A 23076-nucleotide genomic window follows, 5' to 3' on the forward strand; every position below is an offset into this window, starting at 1 on the left:
CGTCGAAAGCTCTTTCAGCAATTTTCCGACGGCTCTTGCGTCAGGCGTGCGGCGTGAGCGTCCTGCCAGGGCCCGCTGACGAGGGAGTGCCATGGAACGCCGTACCCCCTGGCGACCGAGACGGCCGCTGGCGGCCGCGCTCGTCGCCGGCTCGCTGCTGAGCCTGCTGCACGCCGTGCCGAGGACGGACAGCCCGCGCACCGCGCCCGTCGCGGACACCGTCAACACCACGACGGTCTTCTACTACACGAAGACCAGGAACTGGTCCCGGTACAACCTCCACTACGCCCCCGACGGCGGCGCCTGGACGACCGTGCCGGGCGTGGCGATGGAGGCGGCCTGCACGGACTGGGTGAAGAAGACGGTGGACCTGGGTGCCGCGAGCGGCCTCCAGGCCACCTTCAACAACGGCAGCGGCACCTGGGACAACAACGGCGGCGCCAACTACCAGCTGGGTACCGGCACCATCACCGTCAAGGACGGGGTGGTCTCCCACTCCGACCCGTGCGCGGGCACCGGGCCGGTCGAGGGCGACAAGGCCACGGTGTACTACTCCACCCAGGCGCTCGGCTGGTCCACCGCCAACATCCACTACCAGCCCGCCGGCGGCTCCTGGACGGCGGTCCCCGGCGTCGGCATGCGGACCGCCTGCACGGGGTGGTGGAAGCAGACCGTCGACCTGGGCACGGCCGGCTCCATGAAGGCCGCGTTCAACAACGGCAACGGCGTCTGGGACAACAACAACGGCGCCGACTACACGGTCCCGGCCGGCACCAGCACGGTGAAGAACAACGTCGTCACCCAGAACGCGAAGGACCCCTGCGCGGCCACGGAGCCCGACACCCAGGCGCCCACCGCCCCGACCGGGGTGACGGCGCAGGCCACCGGCGTCTCCGTGGTGCTGACCTGGCAGCCGGCCACCGACGACACGGGCGTGGTCAAGTACCAGGTGACCCGCACCGGCGGCACCGGCGGCACGGTCGTCACCGACGTCGGCTCGACGGTGTTCACGGACGGCGGCCTGGCGGAGAGGACCGCCTACACGTACACGGTGAAGGCCGTCGACGCGGCCGGGAACGTCTCCCCCGCCTCGGCCGCGGCCACGGCCACCACCGGCGAGAAGCCCGCCACTCCGGCCACCGGCAAGCCGCTCGGCACCGACCCGCGCAAGGACCCGATCTACTTCGTCCTCACCGCCCGCTTTAACGACGGCGACAGCTCCGACAACCGGGGCGGCAGCCAGCATGTGAAGTCCGGCAACGCGGCGAACGACGACCCGATGTTCCGCGGCGACTTCCGCGGCCTGGTCGACAAGCTGGACTACATCAAGGGCCTCGGTTTCTCCGCCGTGTGGATCACCCCGGTGGTCCTCAACCGCTCGGACTACGACTACCACGGCTACCACGGCTGGGACTTCTACAAGGTCGACCCGCGCCTGGAGTCGGCCGGCGCCTCCTACCAGGACCTGATCGACGCCGCCCACGCCAAGGGCATGAAGATCTACCAGGACGTGGTCTACAACCACTCCTCCCGCTGGGGCGCCAAGGGCCTGTTCACGCCCACCGTGTACGGGGTGCGCGACTCCCAGTGGAGCTGGTACTACGACGAGAAGCAGCCCGGCTTCGAGTACGACGGCCTGACCGTCGACCCGAAGAGCGGCAAGTCGTACTACAACGGCGACCTGTGGTCCACGGCGGAGCCGACCGGCAACACCTGCGTCAACTGGGGAACGCCCACCGGCCAGACCTCACCGGAGGGCTACCGCATCTACAACTGCCAGTGGCCGAACCCGACCTCCGGCATGTTCCCGAAGGCGTACTACCACCAGTGCTGGATCGGCAACTGGGAGGGCGAGGACTCCCGGTCCTGCTGGCTGCACGAGGACCTCGCGGACTTCGACACCGAGAGCCCGGCGGTGCAGAACTACCTGATCGGCGCCTACAACAAGTACATCGACATGGGCGTCGACGGCTTCCGCGTGGACACCGTCGTGCACATCCCGCGCACCACCTGGAACCGCCGCTTCCTGCCCGCCATCACCGAGCGCGTCACCCAGCGGCACGGCGCCGAGGCGGCGCGGAACTTCTTCGTCTTCGGCGAGGTCGCGGCCTTCGTGAACGACAAGTGGAACCGCGGCTCGGTCAACCACTCCGCGCAGTTCTACACGTGGAAGGAGCGCAAGGAGTACTCGGCGGACGACGCCAAGGCAGCCCTGGAGATGTACGAGTACGAGCAGCAGCAGGGCACCGGCAACCAGCCCACCAGCACCAACGCGTTCCTGAACGGGAACGGCTACCACACCCCGGACCACTCGAGGTTCTCCGGCATGAACATCATCGACATGCGGATGCACATGAACTTCGGGGACGCGCAGAACGCCTTCTCCAACGGCAAGGACTCCGACGACAGCGTCAACGACGCCACCTACAACGTCGTCTACGTCGACAGCCACGACTACGGCCCCAACAAGAGCAGCGAGCGGTACGCGGGCGGCACCGACGCCTGGGCCGAGAACATGTCGCTGATGTGGACCTTCCGCGGCATCCCGACCCTGTACTACGGCTCGGAGATCGAGTTCCAGGCCGGCAAGAAGATCGACTGCGGCCCGTCGTGTCCGCTGGCGACCACCGGCCGCGCCTACTACGGCGACCACGTGGCCGGCACGGTGACCGCGTCCGACTTCTCCAAGGTGGACTCGGCCACCGGGGCGGTCGCAACGACCCTGCAGAAGCCCCTGGTCAAGCACGTCCAGCGGCTCAACCAGATCCGGCGGGCGATCCCCGCCCTGCAGATGGGCCAGTACTCCACGGAGGGCATCAGCGGCGGCATGGCGTTCAAGCGCCGCTACACCGAGGGCGGCACGGACAGCTTCGCGCTGGTCACCGTCTCCGGGGGCGCCTCCTACACGGGCATCCGGAACGGCACCTACGTGGACGCCGTCACCGGTGACCGCAGGACCGTCACGAACGGCACCCTCAGCGTCGCCGCGCCCGGGAAGGGCAACCTGCGGGTGTACGTGCTGGACGGCACCGGCAAGATCGGCGCCGACGGTCCGTACCTGAAGTAGAGCGCACCGGCGGTGCTGGTGGTGCCGGTGGCGTACCTGCTGGAATCCGGCCACGGCGCTGGTCGCGGCCCGGCCCGCCGGCGCGGCGGCCGTCGTGGACCGGCTCGGCAGGTACGAGCCGTCGGCGGCGACCTGGGGCGGGGTGCCGCTCGACGGCATCCCGACGGAACAGGTGCGGGAGCGGATCCTGGTCGCCGACCACGAGGCCGACCTGTTCGCGGGCACCCTGCGCGAGGTGGTGTGCGGGCGCCGGGAGCGGGACGAGGCGGCGATCGGGCGGGCGGTGCGCGCGGCGGCGGCCGACGACATCGTGCGGGGTCTGCCGGAAGGGCTGCACACCGGCCTGGCATCGCGATCGCGCACCGGCTGCACACCGCGCACGACGCGGACCGGGTGGCGGTGATGGAGGGCGGACGGATCACCGAACTCGGCACGCACGAGCAGCTGGTGGCGGCGGACGGGGCGTACGCGCGGCTGTGGCGGACCTGGCACGGGGAGACCCGCTCCTGAGCGGAACCGCGAGAAGCGGCGGGGCCGGAAAGGAGCGGCAGCGCCGGAACGGCAGCGAGTCCGTATATCGAACGTGAACTCCCGGACAACGAACGATTTCCGGCCAACTTTCTGACGCGCTCCTGACAGGAGCGGCGCGGGCCTGCCACTCTTCCCACGGCCGCTCACAGCAACCCCACAGCTCGGTCCCGCGCTGTGACGCGGCGCAGCTCCACGCACGCCCGGTCGGCCCACCCGCCGCCCGGTCTCCCCTGGCCGCGCGACCCGCGGCCGCGCAGAAGGAGTCAGTGTTGAGCAGCAGCCCCTCTCACAGACGCACCTCCCACACTCCACGTCACCGGGCAGCGGCAGTGGCGCTGGTCGGCGTCGCCGCGCTCGTCGCCGCCGCCGTGCAGTCCGGTGCCGCGACCGCCGCCCCGGAGCGGGCGCCGGCGGCGTCGGCCAAGGCGGACCCGGGCGCCCTGCCGAAGAAGCTCACCCCCGCCCAGCGCGCCGAGCTGATGCGCGAGGCCGACGCGGCCAAGGCGGAGACGGCCAAGGAGCTCGGCCTCGGCGCCAAGGAGAAGCTGGTGGTCCGGGACGTCGTCCAGGACCGTGACGGCACCGTGCACACCCGCTACGAGCGCACCTACGGCGGCCTGCCCGTCCTCGGCGGCGACCTGGTCGTCGAGACGGCGAAGGACGGCTCGACGGAGGGCGTCGCGCGGGCCACCCGCGCCGCGATCAAGCCGGCCACCCTCACCCCGGCGGTCGGCGCCGCGCGTGCCGAGCGGCAGGCGCTGTCCGCCGCGGAGGCGGAGGACGCCAAGAGCCCGGACGTCGACAAGGCGCCGCGCAAGGTGATCTGGGCCGCGAAGGGCACTCCGACCCTCGCGTGGGAGACCGTGGTCGGCGGGCTCCAGCACGACGGCACCCCGCAGGAGCTGCACGTCGTCACCGACGCCGCCACCGGGGAGAAGCTCTTCGAGTGGGAGGCGATCCAGACCGGCACCGGGCACACGGTGTACAGCGGCACGGTCCCGCTGACCACCACCCAGTCCGGGTCGACGTTCAACCTCACCGACGGCGCCCGCGGCGGCCACAAGACGTACAACCTGAACCGCGGCACCTCGGGCACCGGCACGCTGTTCTCCGGCCCCGACGACGTGTGGGGCAACGGCACCCCGTCCAACCTGGAGTCGGCCGGCGCCGACGCCCACTACGGGGCCGCGCTGACCTGGGACTACTACAAGAACGTGCACGGCCGCAGCGGCATCCGCGGCGACGGTGTCGGCGCCTACTCGCGGGTCCACTACGGCAACAACTACGTCAACGCGTTCTGGTCGGACAGCTGCTTCTGCATGACGTACGGCGACGGCTCCGGCAACGTCAACCCGCTCACGTCGATCGACGTGGCCGCGCACGAGATGACGCACGGTCTGACGTCGGCCACCGCGAAGCTGGTCTACAGCGGCGAGTCCGGCGGCCTGAACGAGGCGACCTCGGACATCCTCGGCGCGGCCGTCGAGTTCAACGCGAACAACGCCTCCGACGTCGGTGACTACCTCATCGGCGAGGAGATCGACATCAACGGCGACGGCACGCCGCTGCGCTACATGGACAAGCCGAGCAAGGACGGCGCGTCGAAGGACAACTGGTACTCCGGTATCGGCTCGATCGACGTGCACTACTCGTCCGGCCCCGCGAACCACTTCTTCTACCTGCTGAGCGAGGGCAGCGGCGCCAAGACCGTCAACGGCGTCAACTACGACTCGCCGACCGCGGACGGGCTGCCGGTCACCGGCATCGGCCGGGCCAAGGCGGAGCAGATCTGGTTCAAGGCGCTCACCACCAAGTTCACCTCGACGACCAACTACGCGGGCGCCCGCACCGGCACCCTCGCGGTCGCCGGTGAGCTGTACGGCACCACCAGCGCCGAGTACAAGGCGGTGCAGGACGCGTGGGCCGGCGTCGCGGTCGGGTCCCGCTCCGGCGGCGGTGGCGGCGGCACGTCCTTCGAGAACACCGCCGACGTGGCGATCCCGGACCGGGGCGCCGCGGTCACCTCGCCGATCACCGTGAGCGGCCGCACCGGCAACGCGCCGAGCAACCTCCAGGTCGCGGTGGACATCGTGCACACCTACATCGGTGACCTCCAGGTGCAGCTGGTCGCGCCCGACGGCACGGCCTACACGCTGAAGGGCTATGGCACCGGCGGCAGCGCGGACAACCTCAACACCACGTACACCGTGAACGCCTCCTCCGAGGCCGCGAACGGCACCTGGCTGCTGCGGGTCCAGGACAACGCGGCGGTCGACACCGGCTACATCAACAGCTGGAAGCTGACCTTCCCGTAAACCGGGTCGCACGGCACACGGCGCCGCTCCGGGGTCAACCACCCCGAGGCGGCGCCTTTTTCACTGCCGTCGCTTTACATTCCCGAAACGTTTTCTTGGGAGTTGATTTTCGGCCAACATCACTTGGGGGTCCTGACATGTACGCACCACTGATGCGACGCTTCCCCCCACCCGCCGCACAACTTCCCGCCAACCCCCCACTCAAGGAGTTTGTGTGACCCCCACGTCCCGCCCCCTCTACGCGCGTCACAAGCGCACCACCCTGGCGCTGGCCACCGCCGTCGCCGCCGGAGCCCTCCTCACCAGCGGCCTCACCACCGGCTCCGCCACCGCCCAGGACTCCTCGGGCACCACGGCCGCCCGCGCCGCCACCCCGCTGGCGCTCTCCCCCGCCACCCGCACGGCCCTGATCCGCCAGGCCGACGCGGCCACCGAGCGGACCGCCGACGAGATAGGCCTCGGCGCCAAGGAAGAGCTCGTCGTCCGCGACGTCGTCAAGGACGCCGACGGCAGCCTCCACACCCGCTACGAGCGCACCTACGACGGCCTGCCCGTCCTCGGCGGCGACCTCGTCGTCCACGAGAGCCCGACCGGGAAGAGCGAGGGCGTCACCAGAGCGACGAAGGCGAAGATAGCCGTCTCCGACCTCACCCCGGACGTCTCCCAGGCGGCGGCCGAGACCCAGGCCGTCAAGCGCGCCAAGGCCCTCGGCGGCACCGAGTCGGACGCCTCCCGGACCCCGCGCAAGGTGATCTGGGCGGCCACCGGCAAGCCCGCCCTCGCCTACGAGACGGTCGTCGGCGGCCTCCAGGAGGACGGCACCCCGAACGAGCTGCACGTCATCACCGACGCGGCGACCGGCAAGAAGCTCTACGAGTACCAGGGCATCGAGACCGGCACCGGCAAGGGCCTCTACTCCGGCACCGTCACCCTCGGCACCTCCCTGTCGGGCTCGACGTACCAGCTCCACGACACCACGCGCGGCGGCCACAAGACGTACAACAAGGCCCGCTCCACCAGCGGCTCGGCCGGCACGCTGTTCACCGACGCCGACGACACCTGGGGCACCGGCACCGCCTCCAGCTCCTCCAGCGACCAGACGGCCGCCGTCGACGCGGCCTACGGCGCACAGGTGACCTGGGACTACTACAAGAACACCTTCGGCCGCAACGGCATCAAGAACGACGGCAAGGCCGCGTACTCGCGCGTCCACTACGGCAACGCGTACGTCAACGCCTTCTGGTCCGACAGCTGCTTCTGCATGACGTACGGCGACGGTGAGGGCAACACCAACCCGCTCACCTCGCTGGATGTGGCGGCCCACGAGATGACCCACGGCGTCACCTCGAACACGGCCGGCCTGAACTACAGCGGCGAGTCCGGCGGCCTGAACGAGGCCACCTCCGACATCTTCGGCGCGGCGGTGGAGTTCTTCGCGAACAACGCCTCCGACCCCGGTGACTACCTCATCGGCGAGAAGATCGACATCAACGGCGACGGCACCCCGCTGCGCTACATGGACAAGCCGAGCAAGGACGGCGCGTCGAAGGACTACTGGTCGTCGTCGCTGGGCGGCCTGGACGTCCACTACTCCTCCGGCCCGGCGAACCACTTCTTCTACCTGCTCAGCGAGGGCAGCGGCGCCAAGACCGTCAACGGCGTCAGCTACAACTCGCCGACCTACGACGGGTCCGCGGTCACCGGCATCGGCCGCACCAAGGCCGCGGCGATCTGGTACAAGGCGCTCACCGAGTACATGACGTCGACCACCAACTACAAGGGCGCCCGCACGGCGACCCTGAACGCGGCGTCGGCGCTGTACGGGGCCTCCAGCACCGAGTACAAGGCGGTCGCGGCGGCCTGGACGGCGGTCAACGTCAGCTGAGCCCGCCTGATCGAACGGACGGCACCCGGCGGGAAGGCGACGCCGGGTGCCGTCCTAGTCTGGGGCGCATGTCTCAAGGGGAGTTCACGTACGAGGACGTCGGCGGCACCCGCGAGCCGGGGTTCTGCCCGCCCGGCTTCCGTCCCCTCCACGTCCGCACCCGCCTCGGCGAGGGCGAGGACGTCTTCCGCCGCGCCGCCGAGGCGGTGTGCACCTGGGGGATGCACCGGGCGATGGGCGTCGGCATCGACACGAGCGCCGGGCGCGCCGCCCCCGGCGTCGACGTCACCGTCACCCTCGCCGGGGTGGTGAAGGCCCCCTGCCGGGTGGTGTGGACGGTGGACGAACCCCGCCGCGCCGGCTGGGCGTACGGCACCCTGCCCGGCCACCCCGAGTGCGGCGAGGAGTCCTTCGTCGTCGACCGCACCGGGGACGGCACGGTATGGCTCACCATCTCCGCCTTCAGCCGCCCGGCCAGCTGGTACGCCAAGGCCGGCGGACCGGCCACGCGGGGGCTCCAGCACGCGTACGCGCGGCGCTGCGGGAAGGTGCTGCGGCAGCTGAGCACCGGGGAGGTGTGAGGCTGGATCTCGCCGGCCTCACCTCATCAGTACGCCCGCCCCCTCCCCCAGCTCGTCCGACGGCACCGCGACCAGGCCGAGTTCCGTCCCCGAGGCCAGCAGCCGGTGGGCCGGGAGGATGCGGACCGTGTATCCGAAGGGCCCGGTGCGGTCCAGGGAGAGCGGGCCCTCGTACACCCACCCGCCTTCCAGGTCGGGGCCGCCCGCCGGTTTCAGGGGGACGGCGGAGACATCGGCGATCCGGTCCTCGGGGTCGACCCGGCCGGAGACCGCCTGCACCTCGACGTCGTCGGGGGCCAGTTCACCGAGGCCGACGCGGACCCGCAGGGTGAGGGTGGTGCCCAGTTCCGCGGTGGCCGCCGTCGCGGAGGTCTCGACGTGGTCGACCGTCACCCCGTGCCAGGCGGCGCGGACGCGGGCCTTCCACTCGGCGAGTTCCCGCGCGGAGTCCGGGTCCATGGCGCGATGGGCGCGCGCGGCGGGCGCGTACAGCCGGTCGACGTACTCGCCCACCATCCGGCCCGCCAGCACCTTCGGGCCGAGCAGGGTGAGCGTCTGCCGGACCATCTCGATCCAGCGGTCGGGCAGCCCGCCCTGGCCTCGTTCGTAGAAGCGCGGGGTGATCCGCCGCTCCAGCAGGTCGTACAGGGCGGCCGCCTCGATGTCGTCGCGGCGGTCCACGTCGGTGGCGGAGCCGTCGGCGGTGGGGATCGCCCAGCCGAAGTCCGGCTGGAACCACTCGTCCCACCAGCCGTCCAGCACGGAGAGGTTGAGACAGCCGTTGAGCGCGGCCTTCATCCCGCTGGTGCCGCACGCCTCCAGCGGGCGCAGCGGGTTGTTCAGCCAGATGTCGCAGCCGGGGTACAGCTTCTGCGCCATCGCCATGCCGTAGTCGGGGAGGAAGACGATCCGGTGCCGGACGCGCGGGTCGTCGGCGAACCGCACCAGCTCCTGGATCAGCCGCTTGCCGCCGTCGTCCGCCGGGTGCGCCTTGCCCGCCACCACGATCTGCACCGGCCGCTCCGGGTGCAGCAGCAGCTCCATCAGCCGGTCCCGGTCGCGCAGCATCAGCGTCAGCCGCTTGTACGAGGGGACGCGCCGCGCGAACCCGATGGTCAGCACGTCCGGGTCGAGCACCCCGTCGATCCAGCCCAGCTCCGCCGTGCCGGCCCCACGCTGCCGCCAGGCCACCCGCAGCCGCTCCCGGACCTCCGTCACCAGCTGCTCGCGCAGACCGCGGCGCAGCTCCCAGATGTCCTGGTCGGGGATGTCGGCGACCGCGTCCCAGCGGTCCGAGCCGCCGATCGTCAGCGCGTCCTCGGTGCGCTGGGCGCCGATCTGCCGGGCGCCGAGCCGGAACACCTCCGGCGCCACCCAGGTCGGGGCGTGCACCCCGTTGGTGACGGAGGTGATCGGCACCTCCTCGGGGTCGAACCCCGGCCACAGCCCGGAGAACATCTCCCGGCTCACCCTGCCGTGCAGCAGGGACACGCCGTTGGCGCGCTGGGCCAGGCGCAGGCCCATCACGGCCATGTTGAACAGGTTGGGCTCGCCGCCGGGGTAGGTCTCCATGCCGAGCTGGAGAATCCGGTGCACGTCGATGGCGGGCAGCTCGGCGCCGGGGCCGAAGTGGCGGGCGACCAGCTCCCGGTCGAAGCGGTCGATGCCGGCCGGGACGGGCGTGTGGGTGGTGAACACGGTGCCCGCCCGGACCGCCTCCAGCGCCGCGTCGAACTCCAGCCCCGCCGAGCAGAGTTCGGCGATCCGCTCCAGTCCGAGGAAGCCCGCGTGGCCCTCGTTGGTGTGGAACACCTCGGGCTCGGGATGGCCGGTGAGCCGGCAGTACGTCCGCACCGCCCGCACTCCTCCTATGCCGAGCAGCATCTCCTGGAGCAGCCGGTGCTCGCTGCCGCCGCCGTAGAGCCGGTCGGTGACACCTCGCTCGCCGAGGTCGTTCTCCTCGATGTCCGAGTCGAGCAGCAGCAGCGGCACCCGGCCCACCTGGGCCAGCCAGACACGGGCACGCAGCGAACGGCCGCCGGGCAGCGCGATCGTCACCTGGGCGGGGGTGCCGTCGGGCTCCTTGAGCAGGGCCAGCGGCAGCTCGTTGGGGTCGAGCACGGGGTAGTGCTCCTGCTGCCAGCCGTCCCGGGAGAGGGTCTGGCGGAAGTAGCCGTGCCGGTAGAGCAGGCCGACGCCGATCAGCGGGGCGCCGAGGTCGCTGGCCGCCTTGAGGTGGTCGCCGGCGAGGATGCCGAGTCCGCCGGAGTACTGCGGCAGGGCGGCGGTGATGCCGAACTCGGGGGAGAAGTAGGCGACGGCGGCCGGGAGTTCGCCGGGCCGGGCCTGGTACCAGCGGTCGCCGGTGACGTAGTCGTGCAGGTCGTCGGCGACCGTGGCGAGGCGGCGCAGGAAGCGGCGGTCCTCGGCCAGCTCGGCCAGCCGGGCGGGCGGCACACTGCCCAGCAGCCGCACCGGGTCGCCACCGGAGGCGGCCCAGCAGTCGGGGTCCACGGACTGGAACAGGTCGCGTGTCTCCGCGTGCCAGGACCAGCGCAGGTTGCGCGCCAGGTCGCTCAGCGGCCGGAGGGGTTCGGGGAGAACGGGACGGACGGTGAATCGACGGATCGCCTTCACGGTTCCACCTTGTCGCTGCGCTTACGGACGCGGTGTGCGTTGTTGTCCTTCTCGACGGTGTTGTCCGTATCGACGGTAGTGGCTACCCGGTGCCGCCGTGGGCGACTCGGGGCCCGCCGCACCCGAACGCCCCGGTGCACCGCTCCCCCGGCGCCCCGGCCGATATGGCCGATTCCGCCCCCTCAGGCCACCTTGTGGGGCTTCACACCACACGAGAGGCTGCCGGGGGGCGCACGGCCGGCAGGCCGTACGCCCGACTCGAGGGAGGGGAACTCGAAGCCATGGCACGGACGCGACCATCGCCTCTGCGCCGGGCGGGGGGTCTGCTCGCGGTGCTGTGCGCCGCGGCGTTTTCGGCCACGACCCTGCCCGCGCAGGCGGCACCGGAGGGGCACATAGCCGGCGCCGGTGAACCCGGCTCCGTCAACGGCAGTTACCTGGTGACGCTGAAGGGGGGAACGGGCGCTGCGTCGGCTGCGGGACGGGACGTCGCCGCACGTTACGGAGCCCGTGTCAGCCACACCTACGGCACGGTCCTCAACGGGTACGCCGTACGGGCGAACGAGAGACAGGCGCGCCGGCTCGCGGCCGATCCCCGGGTCGCCTCGGTCGCCCAGGACACCCGTGTGGTCGTCGACCGCACCCAGAGGAACCCGCCGTCGTGGGGCCTCGACCGGCTGGACCAGCCGGACCTGCCGCTGGACCGCTCCTACACCTGGCCGGAGTCGGCGGGCGCGGGCGTCACCGTGTACGTGATCGACACCGGCATCCGCGTCACCCACGAGGACTTCGGCGGCCGGGCGCGCCACGGCTGGGACTTCGTCGGCGGCGACGCCACCGCCTCCGACGGCAACGGCCACGGCACCCATGTGGCGGCCACCGTCGCCGGCAGGACCCACGGCGTCGCCAAGAAGGCGAAGGTCGTCGCCGTCCGGGTGCTGGACGACGCGGGCGCCGGCACCACCGCCCAGGTCATCGCGGGCATCGACTGGGTGACCCGGCACGCCCGCAAGCCGGCCGTCGCCAATGTGAGCCTCGGCGGCCGGCGCAACGCCCAACTGGACGCCGCCGTACGCGACTCCATCGCCGCCGGGGTCACGTACACCGTGGCGGCGGGCAACGATGGACTTCCGGCCAGTCTTTACTCGCCCGCCGGGGTCCGTCAGGCCATCACCGTCGGCGCCACCGGACAGCGGGACGCCCGCGCGTCCTTCTCCAACCACGGGGCCGCGCTGGACCTTTTCGCCCCCGGTGTCGCGATCACCTCGGCGTCCCGCGCGAGCGACTCCGCGAAGGCCACGTACTCCGGTACGTCCATGGCGTCTCCGCACGTCGCGGGCGCTGCGGCGCTGTATCTCGCGGACCGTCCGAAGGCCTCGCCCGCGCAGGTCTTCCGGGCGTTGGCGGCGGCTGCGGCACCCGGCAAGGTGTCCGGCCGGGGGGCCGGTTCACCGGACCGGCTTCTCCAGGTGCCACGGTCCTAGCGGCACGGTTCGGCCACCGGCCCCGTTCGTCCCGGACGGGGCCGGACTTGTGTGTAGACATACGCGTGAGTAGTTAACAAAGTGCCGGATTGCCCACCCGAACAGTGTGGGAAGGCTCCAGCGGTACACCTCACAGGCACCTCACGCAGAACCCACCTCCCCACAGCAATCCGCCCACCCACGTTGACGCGGACAGGAGCGGTGATGCCCGCCACGCACCACTCGTCAGCACCCCCGACACCCCGTACCGAATCACCCCCCGTACGCCCCTCCGACGCCGGGCCGCCGGCCCCGGAGCCATCCTCCGCGGGCGACGTCACCGCCGTGGGGCGCATACCGGTTCTCGACGTCCACCCGGTCGTCCAGCACGGCCGCCGGCCCGCGAAGGCGGTGACCGGCGAGTCCTTCGAGATCTCGGCCACCGTGTTCCGCGAGGGCCACGACGCGGTCGCCGCCAACGTCGTCCTGCGGGATCCCGAGGGCCGGCCCGGCCCGTGGACGCCGATGCGCGAACTCGCCCCTGGCACCGACCGCTGGGGCGCCACCGTCACCGCGGGCACGCCCGGCCGCTGGACCTACACGGTCGAGGCGTGGAGCGACCCGCTCGCCACCTGGCGGCACCACGCCCGCATCAAGATCCCCGCCGGGATCGACACCGGCCTCGTCCTGGAGGAGGGCGCCCGGCTGTACGAACGGGCGGCGGCCGGCATGCCCGAACCGGGACGCGCGCCGGTCCTCGCCGCCGTCGACGCCCTCCGGGACGAACACCGGCCCGCCGCCGTCCGGTTGGCGGCGGCGCTGACTCCGGAGGTGGAGTCCGTGCTCGGCCGGTATCCGCTGCGGGAGCTGGTCACCGCGTCCGAGCCGCTGCCTCTGCTGGTGGAGCGGGAGCGGGCGCTGTTCGGTTCCTGGTACGAGTTCTTCCCGCGTTCGGAGGGGACGGCGGAGCGTCCGCACGGCACGTTCCGCACGGCCGCGCGCCGGTTGCCCGCGATCGCGGAGATGGGGTTCGACGTCGTCTACCTGCCGCCCATCCACCCGATCGGCACGACGTTCCGCAAGGGCCCCAACAACACCCTGTCCGCCGGTCCGCAGGACGTGGGGGTGCCGTGGGCGATCGGCTCGCCGGAGGGCGGGCACGACGCGGTGCACCCGGACCTGGGGACCATCGAGGACTTCGACCGGTTCGTCGCGCGGGCCGGTGAGCTGGGCCTGGAGATCGCGCTGGACTTCGCGTTGCAGTGCTCCCCGGACCATCCGTGGGTGCACAAGCATCCCGAGTGGTTCCACCACCGCCCCGACGGGTCGATCGCCTACGCGGAGAACCCGCCGAAGAAGTACCAGGACATCTACCCGATCGCGTTCGACCGGGACATGGACGGCCTGGTCGCCGAGACCGTGCGGATCCTGCGGCACTGGATGGAGCACGGGGTGCGGATCTTCCGGGTGGACAACCCGCACACCAAGCCGGTGGTGTTCTGGGAGCGGGTGATCGGGCGGATCAACAGCACCGACCCGGACGTGATCTTCCTGGCGGAGGCGTTCACCCGCCCGGCGATGATGCACACCCTGGCCCAGATCGGCTTCCAGCAGTCGTACACGTACTTCACCTGGCGCAACACCAAGCAGGAGCTGACCGAGTACCTGACCGAGCTGTCCGGGCGGGCGGCGGCCTACATGCGGCCGAACTTCTTCGTCAACACCCCCGACATCCTGCACGCCTACCTCCAGCACGGCGGCCGCCCCGCCTTCGAGGTCCGCGCCGTCCTCGCCGCCACCCTCTCCCCCGCCTGGGGCGTCTACTCCGGCTACGAACTGTGCGAGAACACCCCGCTGCGGGAGGGCAGCGAGGAGTACCTCGACTCGGAGAAGTACCAGCTGCGCCCCCGCGACTGGGACAGCCCGGACAGCATCGCCCCCCTCATCACCCGGCTCAACGAGATCAGGCGGGGCAGCCCGGCGCTGCGGCAGCTGCGCGACCTGCACTTCCACCACGCGGACAGGGACGAGGTGATCGCGTACTCGAAGCGGCAGGGTTCGAACACGGTTCTGGTGGTCGCGAACCTCGACCCGCACCACACCCAGGAGGCCACGGTCTCGTTGGACATGCCGCAACTCGGCCTGGAATGGCACGAGTCGGTGCCGGTGCGCGACGAGCTCACCGGCGAGACCTATCACTGGGGCAGGGCCAACTACGTGCGCCTGGAACCCGGCCACCGGCCGGCGCACGTCCTCACCGTCCTGCGACCGTCCAACCCGCAGATCGGAGGGTCACCCACACAATGATCGTCAACGAGCCCGTCCCGGACACCTTCGAGGACACACCCGCCCAGGACCGGGACCCGGACTGGTTCAAGCGTGCCGTCTTCTACGAGGTCCTCGTCCGCTCCTTCCAGGACAGCAACGGCGACGGCGTCGGCGACCTCAAGGGCCTGACCGCCAAACTGGACTACCTCCAGTGGCTCGGCGTGGACTGCCTCTGGCTGCCGCCGTTCTTCCAGTCCCCGCTCAGGGACGGTGGTTACGACGTCTCCGACTACACGGCCGTGCTGCCCGAGTTCGGTGACCTGGCCGACTTCGTGGAGTTCGTCGACGCGGCCCACCAGCGCGGCATGCGGGTCATCATCGACTTCGTCATGAACCACACGAGTGACCAGCACCCGTGGTTCCAGGAGTCCCGCCGCGACCCCGACGGCCCCTACGGGGACTACTACATGTGGGCCGACGACGACAAGCAGTACCAGGACGCCCGGATCATCTTCGTCGACACCGAGGTCTCCAACTGGACCTTCGACCCGGTGCGCGGGCAGTACTACTTCCACCGGTTCTTCTCCCACCAGCCGGACCTCAACTACGAGAACCCGGCCGTGCAGGAGGAGATGATCTCCGCGCTGAGGTTCTGGCTGGACCTCGGCATCGACGGCTTCCGCCTCGACGCCGTCCCCTACCTGTACGCGCAGGAGGGCACCAACTGCGAGAACCTGCCCGCGACGCACGAGTTCCTGAAGCGGGTGCGCAAGGAGATCGACGCCCACTACCCGGACACCGTGCTGCTGGCCGAGGCCAACCAGTGGCCGGAGGACGTCGTCGACTACTTCGGCGACTACGCCAGCGGCGGCGACGAGTGCCACATGGCGTTCCACTTCCCGGTGATGCCGCGCATCTTCATGGCGGTCAGGCGGGAGTCCCGGTATCCGGTGTCGGAGATCCTGGCCAAGACCCCGGCCATCCCGTCCAGCTGCCAGTGGGGCATCTTCCTGCGCAACCACGACGAGCTGACGCTCGAGATGGTCACCGACGAAGAACGCGACTACATGTGGGCCGAGTACGCCAAGGACCCGCGGATGCGCGCCAACATCGGCATCCGCCGCCGACTGGCCCCGCTCCTGGACAACGACCGCAACCAGATCGAGCTGTTCACCGCGCTTCTGCTGTCCCTGCCGGGCTCGCCGATCCTCTACTACGGCGACGAGATCGGCATGGGCGACAACATCTGGCTCGGCGACCGCGACGCCGTGCGCACCCCCATGCAGTGGACGCCCGACCGCAACGCGGGCTTCTCGTCGTGCGACCCGGGACGGCTGTTCCTGCCGACGATCATGGACCCGGTCTACGGCTACCAGGTCACCAACGTGGAGGCGGCGATGTCGTCGCCGTCGTCGCTGCTGCACTGGACCCGGCGGATGATCGAGATCCGCAAGCAGAACCCGGCCTTCGGCCTCGGCTCCTACACCGAACTCCAGTCCTCCAACCCGGCGGTCCTGGCGTTCCTGCGGGAGCACGGCGACGACCTGGTGCTGTGCGTGCACAACTTCTCCCGGTTCCCGCAGCCGACCGAGCTGGACCTGCGGTCCTTCGCCGGGTGCCACCCGGTCGAGCTGATCGGAGGGGTCCGCTTCCCCGCGATCGGTGACCTGCCGTACCTGCTGACCCTGGCGGGCCACGGCTTCTACTGGTTCCGGCTCCGCAAGGAAGCCGTCGTCTAGAACTCGCGGCGGGGCGGTTTTCACCGTCCCGCCCGGGGCACGCATGCCGTAACACCCCGACTACTCTCGGGAACCCCCGACCATTCCGGGGAAAGGACGCACCCCATGTCGGAAGCCGTCACCCGCCCCGTCGTCTCGGCCGGCCCCGGCCTCCTCGCGTCACTGGAGCCCCTGCTGAGAGAGTGGCTGCCGCGCCAGCGGTGGTTCGCGGGCAAGGGGCGCCCGGTGACCGGGTTCACCCTGGTGGCGGCCACCGAACTGCTGCCGCCCGGCGGCAAGCTGGGCCTGTACCACCTGCTGGTCCAGGTCCACCAGCCGCTGACGCCGCTGCAGGGCGCGGCCTCCGCCCCCGGTGACTGCTACCAGCTCCTGATAGGTGTGCGCGAGGCGCTGCCGCCCCGGCTGGCGCCCGCGCTGATCGGCCATGTCACCGAGGGCCCGCTCACCGGACGCACGGTCTACGAGGCCCTGTACGACCCCCGGCCCGCGGACCTCCTCCTGGAGGCGCTGCGCACCGGGGCCCGCGTCGGCGGGCTGCGCTTCGAGCGCGACCCCGGCCGGCGGATCCGGACCGGTCTCGTCCCGCGCGCGGTGACCGCCGAGCAGTCCAACTCGTCCGTCGTCTACGGAGATACGTTCATCCTGAAGCTGCTCCGCCGGATCGTCCCCGGCGTCAACCCCGACCTGGAGCTGCCCCTCGCGCTGGCCCGCGAAGGCTGCCCCCGGGTGCCCGCGCCGACCGCGTGGCTGCGGGCCGAGCTGGGCGGGGAGCCGTACGTCCTGGGCGTGCTCCAGCCCTACGTGCAGGGCGCGACCGACGGCTGGGAACTGGCCCTGCGCGAACTGGCCAAGGGCGAGGACTTCGGCGCCGAGGCACGGGCGCTCGGGCGGGCCACCGCCGAGGTGCACACCGTGCTGGCCCGTGCCCTGCCGACGGTCACGCTCGGCCCGGCCCAGCTCCAGCCGCTGGTCGACGCCATGGTCGAACGCCTGGACGCCGCCGTTCAGGCGGTGCCGGCGCTGCGCCCGTACGCGCCGGACCTGCGCAGCGCCTTCGAGGCGGTCGCCCAGCTCGGCACGGAGGGCAGCACCTGGACCGCCCAGCGCATCCACGGCGACCTCCACCTCGGGCAGTGCCTGCGCTCCCCGGCCGGGGAGTGGACGCTGATCGACTTCGAGGGCGAACCGGCCAAGCCGCTGGCCGAGCGGCGGATGCCGCAGCCGACCGTGCGGGACGTCGCCGGGATGCTGCGCTCCTTCGACTACGCCGCGCACTCGGTACGGCCCGGGGTGCCGGGCTGGGCCGAGACCTGCCGGGCCGCGTACTGCTCCGGGTACGCCGAGGCCGGTGGCCGCGACCCGCGGCACGACCCGGTGCTGTTGCGCGCCTACGAGACGGACAAAGCGGTGTACGAAGTGGTCTACGAGGCCCGGCACCGCCCCGACTGGCTCCCGGTGCCGCTGTCGGCGATACGCCGTCTCGCCTCCGGCCAACCCACCTGACCCTCCCCTGATCCCTCCCAGGAGGCTCCCCCCGTGACTCCGCGCACCCCGTCCAGCGGTTCGGATCCGAAGCACACGGCCGAGGACACGGCCGAGGACACGGCCGAGGAGACAAGCACCGCGAAGAAGGCCGCCGCCAAGAAGACGGTGCCCCGGCAGGCGACCGGCAAGAAGACCGCCGCGAAGACGCCGGCCAGGAAGGCGGCCGCCAAGAAGACGGTGGTCAAGCAGGCCGCCGGTGAGCAGACGGCCGTGAGCGCCACGACCGCCGAGGCCGCGGCCGGGAAGACCGCCAAGGCGCCGGCGAAGAAGGCGGTGGCCAAGAAGACCGCCAAGGCGCCCGCGAAGAAGGCCGCCAAGGCCACGACCGCCAAAGCCTCGGCCGCCAAGGCCACGAGCACCAAGGCCACGGCCGCCAAAGCCACGGCCAAGAAGGCCCCGGCGAAGAAGGCACCCGCCAAGAAGGCGCCGGCGAGGAAGGCTCCCGCCAGGAAGGCCGTCGCCGCGCCCCCGGTCGCGCCCGCCCCCACCCCCGCCCTCGACGCCGCCGACCGCGAACGGCTGCTCTCCGGCACGCATCACGACCCGCACTCCGTGCTCGGCGCCCACCCGGTGCCCGGCGGGGTGGTGTTCCGGGCGTTCCGGCCGTACGCCCGGTCCGTGACCGTCGTCTCCGGGGAGCTGCGGGCCGAGCTGCACGACGACGGGCAGGGCTTCTTCTCCGCTCTGCTGCCGCTCCGGGACATGCCCGGGTACCGGCTGCTGGTGGCGTACGAGGAGACCGTCGTCGACACCGAGGACGCCTACCGCTTCCTGCCCACCCTCGGCGAGCTGGACCTCCACCTGATCGGCGAGGGCCGGCACGAGCAGCTGTGGAAGGCGCTGGGCGCCGAGCCGATGACCCACCAGGGGGTGACCGGCACCCGGTTCACGGTGTGGGCGCCGAACGCGCGGGGTGTGCGGCTGGCCGGCACCTTCAACTACTGGGACGGCGCCGGCCACCCGCTGCGCTCGCTGGGCTCCTCCGGCGTGTGGGAGCTGTTCGTGCCGGGGATCGGCGAGGGCGAGCTGTACAAGTTCGAGATCACCCGTCCCGACGGCTCCCGGACACTGCGCGCGGACCCGATGGCCCGCCGCACCGAGGCCCCGCCGAACACCTCGTCGATCGTCCACGCCTCGCACCACGAGTGGGGCGACGAGGAGTGGCTGGCCCGCCGCGCCGAGCGGCCCGCGCACGAGGCGCCGTTCTCCGTGTACGAGGTGCACCTGCCGTCCTGGCGGCCGGGGCTGTCGTACCGGCAGCTCGCCGAGGAGCTGCCCGCCTACGTCAAGGACCTCGGCTTCACGCACGTGGAACTGATGCCGGTCGCCGAGCACCCCTTCGGCGGCTCCTGGGGCTACCAGGTCACCGGCTTCTACGCGCCGACCGCCAGGCTCGGCACGCCGGACGACTTCAAGTACCTGGTCGACGCCCTGCACCGGGCGGGCATCGGCGTCCTCATGGACTGGGTGCCGGCGCACTTCCCGCGCGACGACTGGGCGCTGGCCGAGTTCGACGGGCGGCCGCTGTACGAGCACGCCGATCCACTGCGGGCCGCGCACCCCGACTGGGGCACGCTGGAGTTCGACTACGGGCGCAACGAGGTGCGCAACTTCCTGGTCGCCAACGCCGTGTACTGGTGCGAGGAGTTCCACATCGACGGGCTGCGGGTGGACGCGGTCGCCTCGATGCTCTACCTGGACTACTCGCGCGACTCGGGCCAGTGGACGCCGAACGTGCACGGCGGGCGGGAGAACCTGGACGCGGTGGCGTTCCTGCAGGAGATGAACGCGACCGTGTACCGCAGAGTGCCGGGGGTCGTGACCATCGCCGAGGAGTCCACCGCCTGGGACGGCGTCACCCGCGCCACCCACCACAAGGGCCCGAGCGGCTTCGGCGGGCTGGGCTTCGGGCTGAAGTGGAACATGGGCTGGATGCACGACTCGCTCCAGTACATGAGCAAGGAGCCCGTGCACCGCAAGTACCACCACCACGAGATGACCTTCTCGATGGTGTACGCGTACAGCGAGAACTACGTGCTGCCCATCTCGCACGACGAGGTGGTGCACGGCAAGCGGGCCCTGGTCTCCAAGATGCCCGGCGACTGGTGGCAGCAGCGCGCCAACCACCGCGCCTACCTCGGCTTCATGTGGGCCCACCCGGGCAAGCAGCTCCTCTTCATGGGGCAGGAGTTCGCCCAGGGCGCCGAGTGGTCGGAGGCGCGCGGCCCGGACTGGTGGCTGCTGGATCCCGGGTACGGCGCGGCGGCGGACCACCGCGGCGTCCGCGACCTGGTCCGCGACCTCAACACCGTCTACCGGGCGACGCCGTCGCTGTGGGAGCGGGACATCCACCCCGACGGCTTCCAGTGGATCGTCGGGGACGCCGCCGACGACAACGTCCTGGCGTTCCTGCGCCTGGACGCGGAGGGCTCGCCGCTGCTGGCGGTCAGCAACTTCTCCCCCGTCGTCCGTCACGACTACCGCCTCGGCGTCCCCGACGACACCCCCGCCTGGCACGAGGTCCTCAACACCGACGCCGCCCGCTACGGCGGCGGCGACGTCACCAACCCGGACCCCGTCAAGCCGGAGGCCCAGGGCCGGCACGGCCGCCCGGCGAGCATCCGGCTGACGCTGCCACCGCTGGCTACGGTGTGGCTACGGCCTGCCTGAGCCCTTCGGGCAGCGCCCCGGTGTGCAGGACGCCGAGCCGCTGGGTGGCGCGGGTCAGTGCGACGTAGAGGTCGCTGGTGCCGTACCGGCCGGGTTCGACGACCAGCACGGAGTCGAACTCCAGGCCCTTGGCCTGGCGCGGATCGAGCAGTACGACGGTCCGCGTCAGGTCGGGTTCGGCGCCCGCGGTCACCCCGTCCAGCCGGGCCGCGAGCCGCCGGTGCAGGTCGCGCGGGGCGATGACGGCGAGGCGGCCCTCGGCCGGGGTGAGTTCGCCGACGGCCTTGGCGACCGCGCCGGGCAGGTCGTCGGTGGCGCGCACCCAGGGCCGTACGCCCGTCGAGCGCACCGAACTGGGCGGCTGGAAGCCGGGGTTCTCGGCGCGTACGACGGCCGCCGCGAGGTCCATGATCTCGGCTGGGGTGCGGTAGTTCACGCCGAGCCGGGTGTGCTCCCAGCGGTCCTCCACGTAGGGCTCCAGGATCCGCTCCCAGGAACCGACGCCGGCGGCCTCCGCGGTCTGCGCCGGGTCGCCGACCAGGGTCATCGAGCGGGTCGGGCTGCGCCGCATCAGCAGCCGCCACGCCATCGGCGACAGCTCCTGCGCCTCGTCGACGATGATGTGCCCGAACGCCCAGGTCCGGTCGGCCGCCGCCCGCTCGGCGGCGCTGCGGTGGTCGTCCTCCTCGTGCCGCTCGGCGAACCGTTCGGCGTCGATGATGTCGTGCGCGGACAGCACCTCCGAGCTCTCGGGGTCGCCCTCCTCCTTGTCCTCGAACTCGTAGGTCCGGGACGCGTACGACACGTCCAGCACGCCCTGCGCGTACGCGACCTGCGTGGCCCGCTCCCGCTCGGCACGCGCGCGGGCCGCCCGGTCGTCCTCGCCCAGCAGCTCCGCGGCCTCGTCGAGCAGCGGGACGTCGGCGACCGTCCAGCCCCGGGTGACCGGGCGCCGGATCGCGGCGGCGTCCGCGTCGCAGACGTAGCCCTCCGGGTCGGCGAGGAAGTCGGCGACCAGCCGCTGCGGGGTGAGCACCGGCCACAGCTGGTCGATCGCGGACCACACCTCGGGGTTCTCGGCGAGGTCGTCGCGGATCTGGGTGATGTCGGACGGGTCGAGCAGGCTGGAGCCGTCGTAGGGGTCGGTGCCGATGCGTTCGGCGTACAGCTCGGTGAGGGTGTTGAGGATGTGCCCCTCGAAGTGCTCGCGGGCCGCGTTGTGCGGCAGCTTGGCGGCCCGGGTCCGCTCCCGGGCGACGCTCACCAGGCCGTCGTCGAGCATCAGAACCTCCCGGTCGTGCTCGATGGCGAGCACCGGGTCGGGCAGCGCCTGCCGGTCGCGTACGACGGCGGCGAGCACGTCGGCCATGTCCGCGCGGCCCTTCACCGCCGCCGCCTCCGGCGTGTCCGCGGCGGTCGCCTTCACGCCAGGGTACAGCTCGCCGACGGTGGCCAGCAGCACGCCGGTCTCACCGAGGGAGGGCAGCACCTCGCCGATGTAGCCGAGGAAGGCCGGGTTGGGGCCGACGATCAGCACGGCCCGCTTGGCGAGCAGTTCGCGGTGTTCGTAGAGCAGGAAGGCGGCGCGGTGCAGCGCGACGGCCGTCTTCCCGGTGCCCGGACCGCCCTCGACGACCAGCACGCCGCGGTGCGGGGCCCGGATGATCTCGTCCTGCTCGGCCTGGATGGTCTGGACGATGTCGTTCATCCGGCCGGTGCGGGCGGAATTCAGCGCGGCCAGCAGCACGGCGTCGCCGCTGGGGTCCTCGTGGCCGGTCCGCTCCCGGTCGCCCACGTCGAGGAACTCGTCGTGCAGCGCGGTGACCGTGCGGCCCTCGGTGGAGATGTGCCGGCGGCGGCGCAGGCCCATCGGGGTGTGGCCGGTGGCCAGGTAGAAGGGCCGGGCGACCTCGGCCCGCCAGTCGATGAGGACGGGAGTGCGCTCGGTGTCGTCGGCGCGCAGGCCGATACGGCCGATGTGGTGGCGGACGCCGGAGGTGAGGTCGATCCGGCCGAAGCAGAGCGAGCCGTCGACCGCGTTCAGCGCGGCGAGCAGCCCGGACCGCTCGGCGACCAGGATGTCCCGCTCCAGCCGGGCCTGCATGGGCTTGTCGCCCTGGGCGAGGGCGTCCGTGACGGAGGACTCGGCGTCGCCGCGCAGTACGTCCACGCGCGCGTAGAGCCCGTCGATGAATTCCTGCTCCCGACGCATTTCATCGTCTGGAAATTCGGAGTTTGACAATTCCACTCCCGCCCGGATATACTGTGCTCACTGAACTTCTCCGCGACTCGCTTTATCGAAGTCGCGAACCATTGAATATACATAGAGAAATCCCCCGGGCGCAATTACCCGGGGGATTTCTCATGGCACGGTT

General features: G+C 71.5%; 11 protein-coding genes and 1 pseudogene. 10 read left to right on the forward strand and 2 right to left on the reverse strand.

The features are described 5' to 3' along the window. Positions 1-91 precede the first annotated feature (91 nt). From ACSU6L_RS11715 to ACSU6L_RS11735, 5 genes and pseudogenes are all read left to right on the forward strand, one after another. Positions 92-3067 (forward strand): carbohydrate binding domain-containing protein, encoded by a 2976-nt coding sequence (locus tag ACSU6L_RS11715; protein ID WP_437056132.1) that lies wholly within the window; start codon positions 92-94, stop codon positions 3065-3067. Between the two features lie 52 nt (positions 3068-3119). After that, positions 3120-3431 (forward strand): annotated as a pseudogene (locus ACSU6L_RS11720) (ABC transporter ATP-binding protein); the annotation flags it as partial. A 436-nt stretch (positions 3432-3867) separates the two neighbouring features. Beyond that, a complete protein-coding gene (locus ACSU6L_RS11725; RefSeq protein WP_437056134.1) occupies positions 3868-5913 on the forward strand; it encodes a M4 family metallopeptidase in 2046 nt (681 codons plus the stop codon). 214 nt (positions 5914-6127) lie between these two features. Then, on the forward strand, positions 6128-7798 hold the full coding sequence (locus ACSU6L_RS11730) for a M4 family metallopeptidase (protein ID WP_437056136.1): 1671 nt from the start codon (positions 6128-6130) through the stop codon (positions 7796-7798). A 68-nt stretch (positions 7799-7866) separates the two neighbouring features. Further along, complete coding sequence (locus ACSU6L_RS11735; RefSeq protein WP_437056138.1) at positions 7867-8379, forward strand: DUF1990 family protein; 513 nt, start codon at positions 7867-7869, stop codon at positions 8377-8379. An 18-nt stretch (positions 8380-8397) separates the two neighbouring features. Here ACSU6L_RS11735 and ACSU6L_RS11740 read toward each other — a convergent pair whose 3' ends face one another. Beyond that, positions 8398-11016 carry a glycosyltransferase family 1 protein gene (locus tag ACSU6L_RS11740; RefSeq protein WP_437056140.1) on the reverse strand — a complete coding sequence of 873 codons (2619 nt, stop codon included), beginning with the start codon at positions 11014-11016 and terminating at the stop codon, positions 8398-8400. 281 nt (positions 11017-11297) lie between these two features. Between ACSU6L_RS11740 and ACSU6L_RS11745 the strand changes: the two genes are divergently transcribed. From ACSU6L_RS11745 to glgB, 5 genes are all read left to right on the forward strand, one after another. Further along, positions 11298-12500 (forward strand): S8 family peptidase, encoded by a 1203-nt coding sequence (locus ACSU6L_RS11745; RefSeq protein ID WP_437056142.1) that lies wholly within the window; start codon positions 11298-11300, stop codon positions 12498-12500. Between the two features lie 204 nt (positions 12501-12704). Continuing rightward, complete coding sequence (locus tag ACSU6L_RS11750; protein ID WP_437056144.1) at positions 12705-14786, forward strand: alpha-1,4-glucan--maltose-1-phosphate maltosyltransferase; 2082 nt, start codon at positions 12705-12707, stop codon at positions 14784-14786. After that, a complete protein-coding gene (gene treS, locus ACSU6L_RS11755; RefSeq protein WP_437056146.1) occupies positions 14783-16486 on the forward strand; it encodes a maltose alpha-D-glucosyltransferase in 1704 nt (567 codons plus the stop codon). Before ACSU6L_RS11750 ends, treS begins: the two co-directional genes overlap by 4 nt. A gap of 105 nt (positions 16487-16591) precedes the next feature. Next, entirely contained in the window at positions 16592-17989 is a 1398-nt protein-coding gene (locus tag ACSU6L_RS11760) for a maltokinase N-terminal cap-like domain-containing protein (RefSeq protein ID WP_437056148.1), read from the forward strand. Positions 17990-18022: 33 nt separating this feature from the next. Beyond that, complete coding sequence (gene glgB / locus ACSU6L_RS11765; protein WP_437056150.1) at positions 18023-20701, forward strand: 1,4-alpha-glucan branching enzyme; 2679 nt, start codon at positions 18023-18025, stop codon at positions 20699-20701. Here glgB and ACSU6L_RS11770 read toward each other — a convergent pair. Further along, positions 20676-22913, reverse strand: a complete 2238-nt coding sequence (locus ACSU6L_RS11770) for a HelD family protein (RefSeq protein WP_437056152.1) — start codon at positions 22911-22913, stop codon at positions 20676-20678. The two genes, glgB and ACSU6L_RS11770, sit on opposite strands and share 26 nt — an antisense overlap. Positions 22914-23076 lie beyond the last annotated feature (163 nt).

This window comes from Streptomyces sp. enrichment culture, from assembly GCF_964272855.1.
Lineage (GTDB): Bacteria > Actinomycetota > Actinomycetes > Streptomycetales > Streptomycetaceae > Streptomyces.

Excerpts from the sequence above, each read along its gene's own strand:
- ACSU6L_RS11715 (WP_437056132.1), top strand. The coding sequence starts at position 92 with ATGGAACGCCGTACCCCCTGGCGACCGAGACGGCCGCTGGCGGCCGCG.
- ACSU6L_RS11735 (WP_437056138.1), top strand. The coding sequence starts at position 7,867 with ATGTCTCAAGGGGAGTTCACGTACGAGGACGTCGGCGGCACCCGCGAG.
- treS (WP_437056146.1), top strand. The coding sequence starts at position 14,783 with ATGATCGTCAACGAGCCCGTCCCGGACACCTTCGAGGACACACCCGCC.
- ACSU6L_RS11745 (WP_437056142.1), top strand. The coding sequence starts at position 11,298 with ATGGCACGGACGCGACCATCGCCTCTGCGCCGGGCGGGGGGTCTGCTC.
- ACSU6L_RS11770 (WP_437056152.1), bottom strand. The coding sequence starts at position 22,913 with ATGCGTCGGGAGCAGGAATTCATCGACGGGCTCTACGCGCGCGTGGAC.
- ACSU6L_RS11750 (WP_437056144.1), top strand. The coding sequence starts at position 12,705 with ATGCCCGCCACGCACCACTCGTCAGCACCCCCGACACCCCGTACCGAA.
- ACSU6L_RS11760 (WP_437056148.1), top strand. The coding sequence starts at position 16,592 with ATGTCGGAAGCCGTCACCCGCCCCGTCGTCTCGGCCGGCCCCGGCCTC.